General features: G+C 39.7%; 18 protein-coding genes and 1 riboswitch. Of the genes, 4 read left to right on the top strand and 14 right to left on the bottom strand.

The genetic code is table 11. The features are described 5' to 3' along the window. Positions 1–23 precede the first annotated feature (23 nt). Entirely contained in the window at positions 24–656 is a 633-nt protein-coding gene (locus ACTHRG_RS19575; RefSeq protein WP_061792426.1) for a CBS domain-containing protein, read from the bottom strand. A 146-nt stretch (positions 657–802) separates the two neighbouring features. Here ACTHRG_RS19575 and ACTHRG_RS19570 point away from each other — a divergent pair, with 146 nt between their 5' ends. From ACTHRG_RS19570 to cotJC, 3 genes are all read left to right on the top strand, one after another. Further along, a complete protein-coding gene (locus tag ACTHRG_RS19570; RefSeq protein ID WP_076260414.1) occupies positions 803–1,030 on the top strand; it encodes a spore coat associated protein CotJA in 228 nt (75 codons plus the stop codon). Further along, entirely contained in the window at positions 1,030–1,290 is a 261-nt protein-coding gene (locus tag ACTHRG_RS19565) for a spore coat protein CotJB (protein WP_048008141.1), read from the top strand. The genes ACTHRG_RS19570 and ACTHRG_RS19565 overlap by 1 nt, the downstream gene beginning before the upstream one ends. 77 nt (positions 1,291–1,367) lie before the next feature. Further along, on the top strand, positions 1,368–1,937 hold the full coding sequence (gene cotJC, locus ACTHRG_RS19560) for a spore coat protein CotJC (RefSeq protein ID WP_061792468.1): 570 nt from the start codon (positions 1,368–1,370) through the stop codon (positions 1,935–1,937). Between the two features lie 38 nt (positions 1,938–1,975). On the opposite strand, the gene ACTHRG_RS19555 is transcribed toward cotJC, so the two are convergent. The 5 genes from ACTHRG_RS19555 to ACTHRG_RS19535 form a co-directional block, all read right to left on the bottom strand. Next, positions 1,976–2,434, bottom strand: coding sequence for a YpbF family protein (locus ACTHRG_RS19555; RefSeq protein WP_076260412.1), 459 nt, complete (start codon positions 2,432–2,434; stop codon positions 1,976–1,978). 88 nt (positions 2,435–2,522) lie between these two features. After that, a complete protein-coding gene (locus ACTHRG_RS19550) occupies positions 2,523–3,257 on the bottom strand; it encodes a LysM peptidoglycan-binding domain-containing protein (RefSeq protein ID WP_076260410.1) in 735 nt (244 codons plus the stop codon). Positions 3,258–3,309: 52 nt separating this feature from the next. Then, entirely contained in the window at positions 3,310–3,921 is a 612-nt protein-coding gene (locus ACTHRG_RS19545; protein ID WP_076260408.1) for a CPBP family intramembrane glutamic endopeptidase, read from the bottom strand. Positions 3,922–3,927: 6 nt separating this feature from the next. Then, entirely contained in the window at positions 3,928–5,427 is a 1,500-nt protein-coding gene (locus tag ACTHRG_RS19540) for a RecQ family ATP-dependent DNA helicase (RefSeq protein WP_440231834.1), read from the bottom strand. Beyond that, positions 5,424–6,260 (bottom strand): helix-turn-helix domain-containing protein, encoded by an 837-nt coding sequence (locus tag ACTHRG_RS19535; RefSeq protein ID WP_286148979.1) that lies wholly within the window; start codon positions 6,258–6,260, stop codon positions 5,424–5,426. The genes ACTHRG_RS19540 and ACTHRG_RS19535 overlap by 4 nt, the downstream gene beginning before the upstream one ends. Before the next feature lie 481 nt (positions 6,261–6,741). Here ACTHRG_RS19535 and ACTHRG_RS19530 point away from each other — a divergent pair, with 481 nt between their 5' ends. Then, the gene (locus tag ACTHRG_RS19530) at positions 6,742–6,990 is read left to right on the top strand and encodes a ferredoxin (protein ID WP_026584182.1); all 249 of its coding nucleotides are present in this window, start codon (positions 6,742–6,744) and stop codon (positions 6,988–6,990) included. 125 nt (positions 6,991–7,115) lie between these two features. Here the strand turns inward: ACTHRG_RS19530 and ACTHRG_RS19525 are convergent, their stop codons facing one another. The 8 genes from ACTHRG_RS19525 to ACTHRG_RS19490 all read right to left on the bottom strand — a co-directional run bounded on the left by ACTHRG_RS19525 (position 7,116) and on the right by ACTHRG_RS19490 (position 14,989). After that, positions 7,116–7,700: an ECF transporter S component gene (locus tag ACTHRG_RS19525; protein WP_076260402.1), complete on the bottom strand. Its 585-nt coding sequence runs from the start codon at positions 7,698–7,700 to the stop codon at positions 7,116–7,118. Positions 7,701–7,862: 162 nt separating this feature from the next. Then, positions 7,863–8,034, bottom strand: a riboswitch (FMN riboswitch). A gap of 156 nt (positions 8,035–8,190) precedes the next feature. Next, positions 8,191–9,003, bottom strand: coding sequence for a histidinol-phosphatase (locus tag ACTHRG_RS19520; RefSeq protein WP_076260400.1), 813 nt, complete (start codon positions 9,001–9,003; stop codon positions 8,191–8,193). A gap of 68 nt (positions 9,004–9,071) precedes the next feature. Beyond that, positions 9,072–9,971, bottom strand: a complete 900-nt coding sequence (locus ACTHRG_RS19515) for a M23 family metallopeptidase (protein WP_076260399.1) — start codon at positions 9,969–9,971, stop codon at positions 9,072–9,074. A gap of 213 nt (positions 9,972–10,184) precedes the next feature. Next, positions 10,185–11,447, bottom strand: coding sequence for a hypothetical protein (locus ACTHRG_RS19510; RefSeq protein ID WP_076260397.1), 1,263 nt, complete (start codon positions 11,445–11,447; stop codon positions 10,185–10,187). After that, positions 11,422–11,973 (bottom strand): RNA polymerase sigma factor SigX, encoded by a 552-nt coding sequence (gene sigX / locus ACTHRG_RS19505; RefSeq protein ID WP_048008130.1) that lies wholly within the window; start codon positions 11,971–11,973, stop codon positions 11,422–11,424. Before sigX ends, ACTHRG_RS19510 begins: the two co-directional genes overlap by 26 nt. A 252-nt stretch (positions 11,974–12,225) precedes the next feature. Beyond that, entirely contained in the window at positions 12,226–14,010 is a 1,785-nt protein-coding gene (locus tag ACTHRG_RS19500; RefSeq protein ID WP_076260395.1) for an ATP-binding protein, read from the bottom strand. Further along, entirely contained in the window at positions 14,007–14,723 is a 717-nt protein-coding gene (locus ACTHRG_RS19495) for a response regulator transcription factor (RefSeq protein WP_048008128.1), read from the bottom strand. Before ACTHRG_RS19495 ends, ACTHRG_RS19500 begins: the two co-directional genes overlap by 4 nt. Before the next feature lie 2 nt (positions 14,724–14,725). Continuing rightward, complete coding sequence (locus ACTHRG_RS19490) at positions 14,726–14,989, bottom strand: hypothetical protein (RefSeq protein ID WP_076260393.1); 264 nt, start codon at positions 14,987–14,989, stop codon at positions 14,726–14,728. Positions 14,990–15,005: the final 16 nt, after the last annotated feature.

Raw genomic sequence — 15,005 nt, 5'->3', positions numbered from 1 at the left:
TTTTTTTGTTGACTATATATGCATTAATCTTCTGTAATATCCAGAACACGGAAACCGGATTTTTCAAGCCGGCTGATGAACTTATCCATATTATCATTTTTCTCCACTTTCATCACGATGCGGCGAACCAGCTTGTCTGTTTCATCAAAAGTAACAAGGGATATGATGTGTTCATGGAAATAATGGGCGATTTCGGCCAAACGGGCGATTCGCCCTTCCGCTTCCACAGAGGTAAACGCAATCCTGACACCGGGTTTATTCGTCCCGAAAGCAGATTGAAATTGAGCAAGAACATCAAAGCGGGTAACGATGCCAAGAAATTTACGATTTTCGCCCAAAACAGCAAGTAAAGGAAAATCCTTTAAATCCAGAAGTGTTTTTTCAAAGATTTCATTTCCCTGCAAATATTGCTCCTGATGTGTGGCAATATCTTTTACGAGTGTTCCTCCAAGAAACTCTTCCTTTGATTTTCCTGACAAAAAGAAGTTCTCATATATTCCATATCTGGTAATTATGCCGGCATATTGATCGCCATCCAACACAGGAAGTCCATCGATCTGGTTATCCTCAAGCAAATCCAGAGCATCTTTCAATGCTTCATCTTGTCTGATCGTTTTACAGTTATGTTTAGGAATCATAATACTTTTCACAAACATTGCCATCACCTCAAGAGTAATATTAATTAGACCTAACATATATTTCGCCATTTATTCAACTTTTCCCTCTTTTTATTGGAGTAAACGATCATAAAAACACTGTGTTTCTCATAAGTTTCAATGACGCATAAAAAGGAGGGATTATGATGAATACACTCCGTAAGACCTGGCACCCATATGTTAGCCCCTTTGACCCCTGCACTCCTATAAAGGTCAAAACTTATTCCACACCTCCAAACCTTTATATGGGTTTTCAGCCGCCAGGACTGGAACAATTTACACCCATGCAGGCCTTAAAAACAGGAACTCTGTGGAAGGCTTTCTATGATCCATGGTACAGTCCCTATGAAAAAGCCAGGGAGGGACAGCAATAATGAAACAATTACCCGCAGATTACTACCAGCTTCTTGAACAGCTTCAGGCTGTAGACTTTGTTCTTGTTGAGCTGACTTTATACCTTGATACTCACAATAATGATACAGAAGCCATTAAGCAATTCAACCATTATGCAAAAGAACGGAAAAAACTGAGAAATGCCATCGAAAGCAAATATGGTCCATTAATGCAATTTGGCCACAGTTATTCGGGACAGCCATGGAATTGGGATGATCCCCCGTGGCCATGGCAGGTATAATTTGATTTTCAGGCGCCTTCTTCATAGGAAGGCGCTCAAGGCTTACTAACGGACTTCCAAAGGAGGCTGAGAAAAAAATGTGGGTTTATGAAAAAAAACTGCAATATCCGGTGAAGGTAAGCACTTGCAATCCTAAACTGGCAAAGTATCTAATAGAGCAATATGGGGGTGCGGACGGTGAACTTGCGGCCGCACTAAGATATTTGAATCAGCGATATACTATTCCGGATAAAGTCATCGGACTTCTTACAGATATTGGAACAGAGGAGTTTGCACATTTGGAAATGATTGCTACAATGATTTACAAATTAACGAAGGATGCAACGCCTGATCAAATGAAGGCTGCAGGCCTGGATGCCCATTATGCTAACCATGATAATGCTCTGTTTTATCATAATGCTGCAGGTGTGCCTTGGACGGCTTCTTATATCCAGGCAAAAGGCGATCCAATAGCAGATTTATACGAAGATATCGCCGCAGAAGAGAAAGCAAGGGCAACCTATCAGTGGATTATAAATATGAGTGATGATCCGGATCTAAATGACGGACTCCGGTTTTTAAGAGAAAGAGAGATCATCCATTCCCAGCGCTTCAGAGAAGCCGTTGAGATTCTAAAGGAAGAACGGGATAAAAAGAAATTCTTCTAAATACTTAACAAAAAGAAGCAGGCAGGCTGCTTCTTTTTTCATTTGTTCTCATGATAAAGGTTTATATCATAATTTTTTTTCATCATTTCGAAAACGTTATGGCGATTTTTCCATTCATCTTCTTTTTTCCAGAGATCTTTGCTCTTATCAATTATTTCACACCTTAGTGCATGAAATTCTTTTTCTGCTTTATCTCTTTTTTCTCTCAAAAGATTCATAAACCCATAAACGCCAACCGTAAAAACTAGTAAATAGAAATTAGCAGACTGTTTGACAAAAGCCGAAAACATCGATGCAAACGAGTAAGAGTAAGGCTGCATAACACTTTTATAAAGGTAAAAAAAGAATAAAAAGGATATAAAAACGGTCGCCCACATGGCAATTAAATGCCAGGACTTGAATCGATCAAACTTTTGTTTTCTCTCCACAACTTTCTCAAGCATTTTTCTTGTTGCCTGGTCTGTACGTTCGTCAAGCATTCTAATCGGCGATTCCAAAAACGCTCCCTCCCTTTCATAATAAATGTATGAGCTTGTACATTATTCTATGACTGGGAGAGAAGACAGCATTTGGTCATAGACTCTTTTATTGCTCAAGAGGAATTTTTAATACCTGGCCCGTTTGTATTTCATTTGACGGCAAATTGTTGGCTTTCTTTATTATTTCAATTCCGGATTGGGATTTATAATAGGTCATGGCAATTCGAAAGATTGTTTCCTTTGGTTTAACCGTATGGTAGACAACTTTGACTTCCTTTTTTAATTCTTCCTGTGTCCCGGCAGTTTTCGACGGGTCTGTACTTTCAGAAGCTGTTTGCCTGGCCTGCTTTTCGGAAGCGGATTCAGAACCTTTATCTTCTTCATCAGGCTTTTGAGAAGTCTGTTTTTCCTGCTGGTCGCTGGCAGCTTCTTTTTCATGTGACTCTTTAGCTTTTTCAGGTTTCTCAGCTTCAGTTTTCTCAGTTTCCCGCTCTTCTCTTACTTCAATGGTTGTCCCTTCATCATCATCATTTGTGGCAAAAACGACCGTTTCAGAACCAATTTCTTCAGATTCTGCATTTAACCCGGTATTGGTGCTTTTATCACTGCTTACATATTGATAAATGCTGAAAATGGTAATCGGGAGAAGGATAAAAAATAAAGCCAGCAAACGAATAACAGGGTATTTAACTCTCCATTTATTTTTTTTTCTTTTTTCCTGATGTATACGGCTCCGCGGCGGCAAAGCGGATTTTTGCCCGCTGTCTCCCGTTTCCTGTTTTCTGTCAATCCTCTTGCGGAGTCTTTCAGCCTGATCTCTATATGGGTCTTCTTTATTCATGTTTCATCCCTTCCTGTAAATAAAATCATAAGAAGTTTATTTGACGCTGCTGTTAGCTATTGTTCATTGCCTTTTCCTCTTTTGATTTTTTCAGGTACCGTTTTCGAATCAGGATACCCAGAAGAAAATCAATCAGAAAATGCATAACAATCGTAACAAGCAAATTATTGGATATATGATAAATATAACCTATAAAAAAGCTTAATGTAATAATATTTACAAACAAAAACCAATTAAAAAGATATCGATAATGAACAAGTGCAAAAATAAGACTGGAGATTGCAAGTCCAAAATGGGTCTGAATGACACCTCTGAACAGAAGTTCTTCGCTTATTGCCACCACTGCTGCAATAAAAGCAATATGAAGAATATGGCGGTTTTGAAAGATTTTCTTATTTAACCCTCCATCATCATACATTTCCTCAGGGAGGAGCTTCATCAAAACAATATCAATCAGGACAACAGCCAATCCTGCCGCTGCCCCAATGACAAGAATATTAATATCATCAAGTACAAAAAGAGCCTGGAATTCCTCAAAGCTGTTAAATAATATAATACTAAGGATGAAAGCAATGGCTAAAATAAGCACCTGAGTAAGATAAAGATGGAATAATAGTTCCTTGTCAGTTAATTCCTTAATGACGTCCTCGTATTTTTTCTTCAACTCGGTTCACTCACTTGGAATCAGGAGATATTCTAAATGATTTTTCCAATCATAAAGCATACTATCCTGATTATCTGATTTTGTGTTTCTTATGAATTCATCAAATTGCAAACCGCATATATCACAGCAGTATTGGACCGGGGTATTTTTTTCCTCATCAAAAAAGGAAAGTATATTTTCTCTCCGGCAGTTTTTTGTGTGTATCCACCTATACACTTCCTCAATGCTATTTCTTTTCAATTTGATTCTGCCTTCGCAGTACGCATTCATTTCCTGCAGAATCCTTTTATACCCCAGTCCGGATTTGGCTTTCCGTTCAAAAAAGTCATTAAATATTCTCCACTGAATTTCTGTTAAACCGGAACGCTGTTTAATTTGTTCTTCATAAGCACTGACATTCGTGATCGCATTCGGGTTTTCTTCCATCCAGCTGCTGATCCAATCAATTTGAGACTTGTCAGGAAATTCATTTTCTGCAATTTGTATGGGAAGCTGCTCATCACCTGGTGTATAGAGCATAATAGCTATACTTTGTTTTCCATCCCTTCCTGCCCGCCCAATTTCCTGCAAATAAGATTCAATCTGAAGAGGCATATGAAAGTGTATCACATACCGGATATTATCTTTATTGATGCCCATGCCAAAGGCGCTTGTAGCGCAAATAAGATCGAGCTGCCCATGGATAAACTGCTGCTGCACAAGGATGCGGCTTTCCTGGTCCATTCCCCCATGATAAGCCATCACTCTTTTAGCTCCATTTCCCCTAAGCATATCGGCTGTTTGTTCAGCCATTTTTTTGCTGGAAAAATATATTATGCCAGGACCCTCAAGGCTCTCAGCAAGCTCCACAAGCCTCTTTGTTTTCACACGGAAATTTTCTGCTTTTTCTACAGTTAGCGCTATATTAGGACGGTCAACCGAATAAATAAATTCGCTGCAGTCAAGAATGCCGAGTGACTTTTTTATATCTGCTTTAACCTCATGCGTAGCTGTGGCAGTTAAAGCAAGCGTAACCGGGTTCCCTATCTTTTGTCTCACTTCGCCAAGCTTTAAATAATCTGGCCTGAAATCATATCCCCATTGGGAGATACAATGAGCTTCATCAACAACAAATAAAGCGATGCGCAATTTTTTCAACTGAGATTGTATTGATTCATAATAGAGCATTTCGGGTGAAATAAAGATAAACTTATACTGATTCAGATTAGTTAATGCCTGTTTTTTTTCAGAACGGGATAGAAAAGAATTGAATGCTATCACCTTTTTTTCCCCATTCATCATAAGCTGTTCTGCCTGATCCTGCATCAGGGACAGCAAAGGAGAAATTATAATCACCTGGCCTTCAATCATATATCCCGGCAGCTGATAACAAAGGGATTTTCCTGTACCTGTAGGCAGCATGGCAACAGTATTCCTTCCTGCGAGCACAGATTCAATAATTTCCTTTTGTCCAGGTCTGAAGGCAGAGTATCCAAATTTTCTTTCCAAAAGTTCGTCCAATCTCATTGTCCCTCTCCAAGCTTTGCCATTACTAATCTGATTTCAAAATAATCGGATTCAGGCACTATTTGACGTATTTGCTTTAATTGCATTGAATCAGCACGATTAGCTGCATGAAGGATCAGCTTCTGTTTTTCCTCTGAGACATAACGTGTGATATTAAACCGGCTGTCGTTTAATGCTACTTCCACAACATGATCCTCAATAGTACTTTTTTTCAATCTTCTCATTTTAGCTATATCATCCAAATCCAGTCCCTGTTTTAACATTGTGTAAGTCTTTTGGGCAGACAATGTTAGCTGAACTTCATTTCCTGCATCGCTCAAGATCTTATTGATTAGCGGATATTCGGCAGAATTATCTCTTGCGCTTGCCAGTATATGATGAATAGCTCCAAGGAACTGATGGTGGTAATAATCCTGGCTGATTCCAAGCTGTTCAGAAGCCTGAACAGCTGTGAGGCCAATACGGTTATAGCCTGTCAGCCTCAATGTCAGCACAGCAGGATTAATATCATTCAGCTCTTCGAGGCACTGGCCAAGTTCCCTGTACAGCATAACCCCAACTTCATCGCGGGCAAATCCAGATGTTCTCAGAAAGTCTTTCAGCCATTCATGAATATCTCTTTTTCTTTGGATAGGAAGGTATTTTACATTGTTATTATTTAAGTGGGATATTACCTGAATTAAAAGCGTAATCCTCTCCCAAAACAATTCACTTGTACTAAGATACAGCCATCCGTTTAATGATGAAGGTATTGGACATTCTAAAAGAGATCTTTCGAGCTCTTTCTTCCCTTCTGCAGTTAAAATGTAATGCTTTTCATCAATTGCAGTCATCCACCTGCTGCTTAGGATTTCTTCTGCAAGATGATCCAGTACTCCCCTGCTTAAATTTCCAAATGTACGAAAAAAAGGGGTTAGTTGAAATAGATGAGCATCTTGGATGGTCTGGGAAGACTTTTTTCCATTGAGCAAATGTAAAATGGAATATATAGTTCTTTGTCCCTGCAACTCGTTAACACAGTACATTATTACAGATTTCAAATAAGGTCTTTGCATTATGTTCACCTTACGGCTTAAGATTTTTTATTTTTTCATTACCTTCTTTTTCTTACTTCTATTTTATCATGAAAAAAATCGGCAGGCCGTTTTAATTATTTCTAACAGGGTAAATTATGCCTAAACCCTTATGTGATAAGCATTCTCAATACATTTTCTATTGAAAAGTTGAACATACAGTTTTACAATAGGATGTGAGGAATGTGTTACCATCATCTTGATGGGAGATTAATTGTTTAATTCTTGGGAGGTTTTTTTCATGGCAAAGTATACAATTGTTGACAAAGAAACATGCATTGCATGTGGAGCTTGCGGCGCAGCTGCACCGGACATTTATGATTACGATGATGAAGGCATCGCATTTGTTACCCTTGATGATAACCAGGGTATTGTTGAGATTCCAGATGTATTGATTGACGATATGATGGATGCATTCGAAGGCTGCCCAACCGATTCAATCAAAGTTGCTGATGACGCTTTTGATGGCGATCCGCTTAAATACGAATAATCCCTCAGCCATACTCTAATCTTTGTTAAGCTACTGCTCCCTTTCAACTAGAAAGGGAGTTTTTTTAGGCTTTCAAATTGAAAAAGCAGCGGAACATTTGCCGCTGCTTTAAATTTATATATTCATTATGCTGCACTTTTTAATACAGCCTGCTTTTCTACCCAGGTTCTCATGCGTGTAAAAATGAGCATGAAAACAATTGAAATAATAAGTCCTTTTAAAATATTGAATGGCAAAATCCCGGTCACAATCATTGTTCTCATTTCAGGCGCTGACATTGCCGGGAAATTCAGGAAGAATGTATATGCCGGCAGAATGACAAGGTAATTAAGCACACTCATAATAACAGCCATCACCATGGTGCCGATTACGAGCCCAAACGTCATGCCCTTTTTGGTCTTCAGTTTGCTGTATACATAATAAGTAGGCAAGACGAACAAAATGCCTGCCACAAAGTTTGCAATGTGTCCGACAGGTACACCTGTTGCACTTCCTGTCATGAAGTAATCAAGAATATTTTTAATAAGCTCCACTAAAATTCCTGCCGCCGGACCAAAGATTAACGCTGCGATCAATGCAGGAATATCGCTGAAGTCAATCATCAAAAATTGCGGAAACGGCGGAATTGGAAAATTGAGCAGCATTAATACATAAGAGATGCTGCTTAGCATTCCGATGGCAACCATTGATTTGATATTAAGTTTTTTCAAGTTCCTCTCTCCTTTTTAGGACTATCTCTCCTATAGAAGAAAGGTTCGGCTAAGCAAATATCTTCGCAATAAATAACCCTCAAGCTAAAATAACTTGAGGGAGAGTTGCGAAGGCACGCTTAATAACGTTCAAAACCTGCATTTTTTGAACGTCTGCAGAACCTCCATCTTCTCCCATCCAGACTGTACTGTCGGCTTTGGAATCGCACCAAATCCTGCCCAATTAAATGCAAAGCGTTTTTCGACCAAAACGCTTCTCTCAGGCTCGCGGGCTTAGAGTTAAGATTAACCCATCACCGCCGGTCGGGAATTTCACCCTGCCCCGAAGATAGACCGTATTTATTTATACAGATTAATTATACTGAAAAAAAGTTATTCTGTGAAGGGATTTGTTTAGCTGTATGGATTTGTAACATATATATCCATGTCCATACCTATTAAGATTTTTATGGATAATGCAAAAAAGGGCGGCTCTGCCATCCCTTTTGCATTATCCAAGCGGATATTCCTTTCTTTCTCCTTTGGAAAAAGTCATGATGGACTCATAGCCCACTTCTTTTGCAAGAGCAATTGCCTTATCAAAATCGGCACCTACATGTTCAGGAAAGTGGGCATCAGATGAAAGTACAATCGGGATTTTTTTCTCATAGCATTTTTGCAGGAGCCGTTTGTCCGGGTATAGTTCACCTACTGGCTTTCGCAGACCGGCTGTGCTGATTTCTACACATGTCTTGGATTCTGCCAGTGCATTGGCTGCACGATCATACTGCTCCAGCAAAAATTCTTCGTCCTTTGGAACATATTTAAAGATTTTCACGAGGTCCAGATGGCCTACAATATCAAATAAATTGGATTGGGCCAGTGTGACCACTTGATCAAAATACTTCCGGTATACCTCATAAAGATCCCGTTTATCCCATTCTTTTCTAAATTCAGCTAAATCTATGCCGAAATCTCCAACCCAATGAATGGATCCAATTACATAATCAAATGAGTAACTGTTAATAAACTTTGCCATTTCATCATGCTTGCCCGGCGTGTAGTCCATTTCTATAGACATTTTCACATCTATGTTAGTACTCCACGCTTCTTGAAAAACATTCACATAGTCCTTCATATCATAAAAGCGTCTTTCGTTTACCCATGGATTTTGCAGAATATCTGCTGTCTGATAGAAATGATATGCATGTTCCGAAATCCCAAAAGATTCAATCCCTTTTTGAGCAGCAGCATCTGTGAATTTTTTTAAATAGTCCAGGCTTAACGTGCCGTTTTCAAGATGGTTATGATAGTCTGTAAGCATTACTCTAACTCCCCCAGTTTTTTACCTATTATACTTTAAGGGAGTAAAGCGGTGCAATCATTTCTATTCTATTTTTTGTGAATGATTAGAATTTGTCCAATTTTGATAACATCTGAATTTGCATTGTTTAACTCTTTAATAGCTTCTGCTGTTGTATCATGCATTTTCGCTATAGAAGTTAATGTATCACCTTGTTTAACAGTGTATTCACTAAAGTTGCCGGGTTTTATCAACAGTTTTTGACCTGTAAGAATGCGATCAGGATTAATATTATTTAAACTGGCAATATCACCGGGCTGCAGATTATAGTGTGCAGCGATGGTCCATACTGTTTCCCCGGTTTTAACTATATGGTAGGTTTCACCGGAATCATTTGTTATTTGCCCGGAATTAAAATTAGACGGCCGGGCTGAAACTTCACGTGCATTTTCAGTTCTTGCCGCAGCATTTACAGCTTGTCCAACTTCTCCCATGCCAAATGCCACAGAGGGATCAACTGCATTTATTTTATCAGGTGTCCATGCCTGCGCATGTATTTCAAAATGAAGATGGACTCCTGAAGAGTCACCCGTGCTTCCCATCAATCCGATTTTCTGTCCGAGTGAAACTATTTCACCTTGAGCAGATAATCGTTTATTCAGATGGGCGTATACTGTTTCGGTTTGATTGTTATGTTTAATAAATATCACATTTCCGTATGTTTGAGAGTAATACGACCTGGACACAATTCCAGCGTCAGCGGCATAAACCGGAGAACCGGAATCTCCGGCAATATCAATGCCCTTATGCTGACCACTTCTTGTACCATACGTGTCCGTAATTACACCATCTGCCGGCCAAACCCAATGCTCTGTCAACTCAGAAATTTTTGGCTCAGCAGCTTTAGAATGCTTCCCTCCCAGAAATAGCAGACTCACACAAAGAGCCATTATTCCTGCGATAAAGAAACGCCTTATGTAATCCTTCATTCTTTTCCTCCTATGATGTCAGCTGAAATATCCGCACGAGCGCATTCTTTCCGCACCCTCTTACACCCTATGACAGCTTGTACTCTTTTAGAACAATTAACAATAAAGCTCATAAAAGCACAGTGATTAGTATTCTTCCAGCAGCAAGGTTTTTATGCAGATATGGAGGAACTTTATCCTAAAATGGAAAAGACGGCCACACAGGGCCGTCTTCTAATTTGGCAAATCTCGTTTATTAGCTGCTACAGGTACCTTTAATTCCTCAGTAAGATCAAACTTGCCTATTTTATCAACATCTGCATTTTCTAATTTGACCGTGTCGAAATCAAAGTCTTTTGCCGTAAGAAGGATTGCTTCGATTGCATGAAGTGTTGGTGCATTATCGATTATTTCTGATTCATTATTAAAACGGATTATGAGTTTGCTATCCTTTATTTCTTCTATTTCAAAATCAACATCATCCGGTATGGATGCCTGTAAATTATTTTCAGTCCTATTTTGTTTCATAGCTTTCAGAGCATCTTTTACCGAATTGAGCTCTTCTCTTAACGGCACCAGGAATGGTGTTGAATCTGCACCATTAGGATATAAGAAATAATAAATTAAGTTACCATTGCTATTTTCCGGGATAAATTCGTCTCTATATCCATAATGGCCGAACTCAATGCCGACTTTCCCTTCCGTTCTGAGGTCAATCTTTTCTATATCCAGATTGTTCATTATATTCGCCAAAACCTTCTCTAAAAGTAACTCTGAGGAGGAGGAAAAACTATATGGGTGATCCGCCGGCACATCAACTGTCAGGATATTATTTTCCTGGTCGTGAGTTAAATTTGCTTTTAAAGGATAGTAATCATCTAAACCCCAAGCATCTTCAGTAAGTTTGCTCATCGTGTCTTCAAACAAAGCAAATTTCGTCCTGGCCGGGTCATCATCAACCAGAACGCTGACTGGTACAATATTTTGAGCCTCCTTATCCGGAATTGCATAGGTCAGGACTTCTTTTCCTGCCAAATCTTCTTCATATACGGCAGTAGGGCTTGCTACGGATGAAACAGACTTCATGCTTATATCATCGCTTGAGTCTTTTTCCGGGTCACCGGAAAGCTGCGCATGATCCTCTTGTGGATCTTCATCTTTAGCAAGAGGTTCCGGATCCAAGTCTTCGTCTTTGGCTTCCGATATACTGTAATTGTCATCTGTTATTTTTTCAGATGATTGTGTCTGATCTGATTTAATTTCGACTTGTTTATCAGCAGACTCCTGCCAATTCATAAGGTTCGGGGCAAGAATGAAAAGCAGGAGCAAGGCAGCAGCCGCTGCTGCAGCAGGCATGATCCATGTTCTTTTCTTTTGTTTGCCCATCTTGATTTGTATGGTTTGATAAATTTCTCTTGGGTCTCGACTATCTTTAATCTTTGGCATCTGGCTCAGCAATTCCTGAAGCTGCTCATCGCTCCATTTTGATTCCTTCATTATCCATTCCCTCCTTTGCCTTAAAATGTTCCATATGATTTTTCAACACCTTTAACGCACGGTGCTGCGTTGTCTTTACCTTACTTTCAGTCCAGCCAAGTGAATCAGCTGTTTCTGTAATGGTGAGTTCATGTATATATCTCATAATAATGACTAGCCTCTGGTCAATGGTGCATAAATCAAGACAGCGATAGATCATCTGGATTTCTTCCCGTTGAACAGCAATTTCATCAGGCAAGGGGTGTTCATCCTTTACCTGCTGAGTTGACCAGTCAAATTTCTCCATAATCTTTTGTTTCCAGCCCTTTTGCTTGCGAAAGGAATCAATGGCAACATTCCGCGCAATTGAAAAGAGCCAGGTTTTTTCGCTGCTTTTCCCTTCAAATCTTTCATATGACTTTAACACTCTTATATAGACTTCCTGGACTAAATCCTCAGCCAGTTCCTTGTTTTTGACCATATAAAAAAGAAATTGAAAAACGTCCTGATGGTATTTTTTATAAAGTTCATCAAAAACGGAGTCCATGAATTCCCCTCCCCGTTCAATAAAATAGTCGTTCTCTCTCTAAAAAAAGTTACAGTTTAACTATATTATTATTGTGCAGAAAAACGCAAGAGCCTGTTTGGGCGGGGGATTACTCCCTGCCTTCAGATACGAACGGCCAATGCCTTTTCATTATAATTCAAAAAGAAAGGGAAGGAAATTCTTGCATCTCCTTCCCCAGCCTATGATTAATTGTTTCCCGTGTATCAAGAACAATCGCCACAATTCCCGTCTTTATCCGTCATTTCGAGGGATAAATATTGAAAATGTCGTACCATGTCCGGTCTTACTTTGAACCGTAATATGACCTTTATGAGCTTCAATAATATTTTTTGCAATTGCGAGTCCAAGGCCAGTTCCGGAGCGGCCCCTTGTCCTTGCTTTGTCAGCTTTGTAAAAACGCTCAAATACAAAGGGCAGGTCTTCTTCGGGGATTCCCGAGCCAGAGTCTTTCACTTCGATAAGCAGTCCCCGTTCATCACTCCGTTCGATAACTTTAACCTCTCCGTTATGGGGGGTATGCCGGATGGCATTATCAATCAGATTGGTCATAACCTGTTCTATTCTGTCCGGATCCAATTGAATAGATAAATTTTCGCTTTGCAAATCATGTTCCAGGTTAATTTCCTTCTCTTTTGCGAGTCCCTGGAATTTTCTGGTGATTCTTTGCAGAAAGGAGTTTACATCAGTTTCTTCCATTGTCAGCTGAATATGCCCAGCTTCCATTCTGGCAAGATCAAGCAATTCGTTCACAAGCCGGCCCATTCTCAGGGATTCATCATAAATGACACTTGCCATCTCTTTTTTCTCTTCATCCGTTCCCGCAATATCATCGACGATCGCTTCACTATATCCTTGCATCATAGAAATTGGCGTCCTTAATTCATGAGAAACATTAGCTATAAAATCGTTGCGGAGCTTATCAAGCTTACGCTCCTCTGTCATATCCCTGATAACTGCAACCGCTCCCCTAATATATTTTTTATTATAAAGAGGGCTAACGATTATCACCCATGAACGGCCCTGTATTGGGATTTCACCAATCTGTTCCTTCTCCGTATTAACAGCAAGCTGGAAGAGCTCCATTACTTTGGAAGGAACTTCCTCCGTATTATTCTCGATGTCATCCAGCTCATAAAACCAGCTTTGCAGAAAACGCTCTGCAGGAGGATTCGTAATCAGTATCGTTCCATCCCGGTTGAAGGTGATTACCCCATCAGCCATCCCGCTTAAAATGCTTGCCAGCTGTTCTTTTTCCTGGCTTAAGGCATTCATATTAAATTTCAGCTGTCTGCCCATTTGATTAAAAGCCATGGCTAATTCGCCAACCTCATCATTAGTCAGAATCGGAACTTTCGTATCAAATTTACCTCTTGCTACCTCAAAGGCAGCTTCTTTCATTTTTCTCAGTGGAGCATTGATTCTTGTCGATAAGAAAAAAGCAAAGATGGTTGTTAAAATGATGGCAACTCCCGCAGCCAGCAAAATAAACTTTGTGGTTGAACGCAATGTTTCGTGCATTACCTCAATGGACTGATAAATAAAAACGGCTCCATTGCTGCCGTCACCTTCAAGCGGGACTCCAATGATAAGAATTTTGCTGTCGTCATCTGCGGATACGTCTGTATACTCCGGATTAACGGATGTTACTTTTTTTACAGTCTTGTCTTTCGCAAGAACTTCTTTCAAATCATCTTCCTCGGTGAGGTAGGAAATGGGCAGTTTTAATGAATCTGTATGGTTTGGAGAATAGTAGTACTCTTTCGGCGAGTTAATAATAACTACTTTTGTAACATCATCGACAAGCTCCCAGGAAATTTCCAAACCGACATCACGATTATGTTCTTTTAAAATTCTGGTTATTTTATGGGCAGTATTCGATAATCCTTTTTCTGTTTCATTTATATGGTAATTCTCAAAGAATTCCAGCAGCATGACTGTTAAAATAAGCAGTACAAAGGAAACTAATAAAAGAATTGTGCCCCAAAGCTTTCCGGCAACACTCCTAAAGAGCATCATTCATTAATAACCTCAAACTTGTAGCCCACTCCCCAAACGGTGACAATCATTCTGGCAGCCTGCTCAGAAACTTTATTCAGTTTTTCACGCAAACGCTTCACATGAGTATCAACTGTTCGCAAATCTCCGAAAAATTCATAATGCCATACTTCTTTAAGCAGATGCTCCCTGTCAAAAACCTTATCCGGCGCCTTTGCCAGGAAATAAAGCAGTTCATATTCCTTTGGCGTCAAACTGACTTCTTTTCCATCAGCCAATACTTTGTGAGCATCATTATCGATCGTTAGATGAGGAAATACGATTACATCTTTTGCTGTTGTTTCTGTCTGCAGGTAAGTAGTTTTAGAAGATCTGCGCAATAAAGCCTTCACACGCAGGACAACTTCCCTGGGACTGAAAGGCTTTACGATATAATCATCAGTGCCGACTTCAAATCCCTGTACGCGATTAACTTCTTCCCCTTTAGCTGTAAGCATGATCACAGGGGTAGCTTTTTTTTCTCTCAGTTCTCTGCAGACTTCTATTCCGTCTTTGCCGGGCATCATTAAATCCAATAGGATGACATCATAATCATTTGCCAGGGCTTTTGACAAAGCCTGGTTACCATTCTCTGCTTCATCAATTGAAAAATTTTCACGCTCAAGGTACATCTTCAATAAACGGCGGATTCTTTCTTCATCATCCACTAGTAATATTTTCACTTGGTTTTCCATTTTCAAGTCCCCCTAACGTTCAATAAAAAATCTTTAATTAAAGCCTTCACTATTGTGAAGTGAAGGCTTGTATGATTATTATCAGGAATATTATCTTTGAATTTTGGGAACGGTCTAGCTCCAGCGCCTACCCCCTCGAGGTCACAAGCTTGTCTTGTTTCGGCTCCTAGGGACTCGGGATCATAAGCCGTTTCCTTCCAGAAGGAAATACGCCTTCTTACAGGAACCGGCTTATGCCTGTCGTCCCTGGACAGTCGCCTCCACATTTCGGGCAATCCTCCC

The sequence above is a fragment of the Cytobacillus sp. SAFR-174 genome (assembly GCF_051964675.1).
Classification (GTDB): domain Bacteria; phylum Bacillota; class Bacilli; order Bacillales; family Cytobacillaceae; genus Cytobacillus.
Note: the sequence above shows the minus strand (reverse complement) of the source record. Positions and strands in the feature narration are given on the sequence as shown.

Bases quoted from the DNA above. Each gene is read 5' to 3' on its own strand.
- ACTHRG_RS19575 (WP_061792426.1), bottom strand. From the start codon at position 656: ATGTTTGTGAAAAGTATTATGATTCCTAAACATAACTGTAAAACGATC.
- ACTHRG_RS19570 (WP_076260414.1), top strand. From the start codon at position 803: ATGAATACACTCCGTAAGACCTGGCACCCATATGTTAGCCCCTTTGAC.
- ACTHRG_RS19565 (WP_048008141.1), top strand. From the start codon at position 1,030: ATGAAACAATTACCCGCAGATTACTACCAGCTTCTTGAACAGCTTCAG.
- cotJC (WP_061792468.1), top strand. From the start codon at position 1,368: ATGTGGGTTTATGAAAAAAAACTGCAATATCCGGTGAAGGTAAGCACT.
- ACTHRG_RS19550 (WP_076260410.1), bottom strand. From the start codon at position 3,257: ATGAATAAAGAAGACCCATATAGAGATCAGGCTGAAAGACTCCGCAAG.
- ACTHRG_RS19540 (WP_440231834.1), bottom strand. From the start codon at position 5,427: ATGAGATTGGACGAACTTTTGGAAAGAAAATTTGGATACTCTGCCTTC.
- ACTHRG_RS19535 (WP_286148979.1), bottom strand. From the start codon at position 6,260: ATGACTGCAATTGATGAAAAGCATTACATTTTAACTGCAGAAGGGAAG.
- ACTHRG_RS19530 (WP_026584182.1), top strand. From the start codon at position 6,742: ATGGCAAAGTATACAATTGTTGACAAAGAAACATGCATTGCATGTGGA.
- ACTHRG_RS19520 (WP_076260400.1), bottom strand. From the start codon at position 9,003: ATGCTTACAGACTATCATAACCATCTTGAAAACGGCACGTTAAGCCTG.
- ACTHRG_RS19515 (WP_076260399.1), bottom strand. From the start codon at position 9,971: ATGAAGGATTACATAAGGCGTTTCTTTATCGCAGGAATAATGGCTCTT.
- ACTHRG_RS19510 (WP_076260397.1), bottom strand. From the start codon at position 11,447: ATGAAGGAATCAAAATGGAGCGATGAGCAGCTTCAGGAATTGCTGAGC.
- sigX (WP_048008130.1), bottom strand. From the start codon at position 11,973: ATGGACTCCGTTTTTGATGAACTTTATAAAAAATACCATCAGGACGTT.
- ACTHRG_RS19500 (WP_076260395.1), bottom strand. From the start codon at position 14,010: ATGATGCTCTTTAGGAGTGTTGCCGGAAAGCTTTGGGGCACAATTCTT.
- ACTHRG_RS19495 (WP_048008128.1), bottom strand. From the start codon at position 14,723: ATGGAAAACCAAGTGAAAATATTACTAGTGGATGATGAAGAAAGAATC.
- ACTHRG_RS19490 (WP_076260393.1), bottom strand. From the start codon at position 14,989: ATGTGGAGGCGACTGTCCAGGGACGACAGGCATAAGCCGGTTCCTGTA.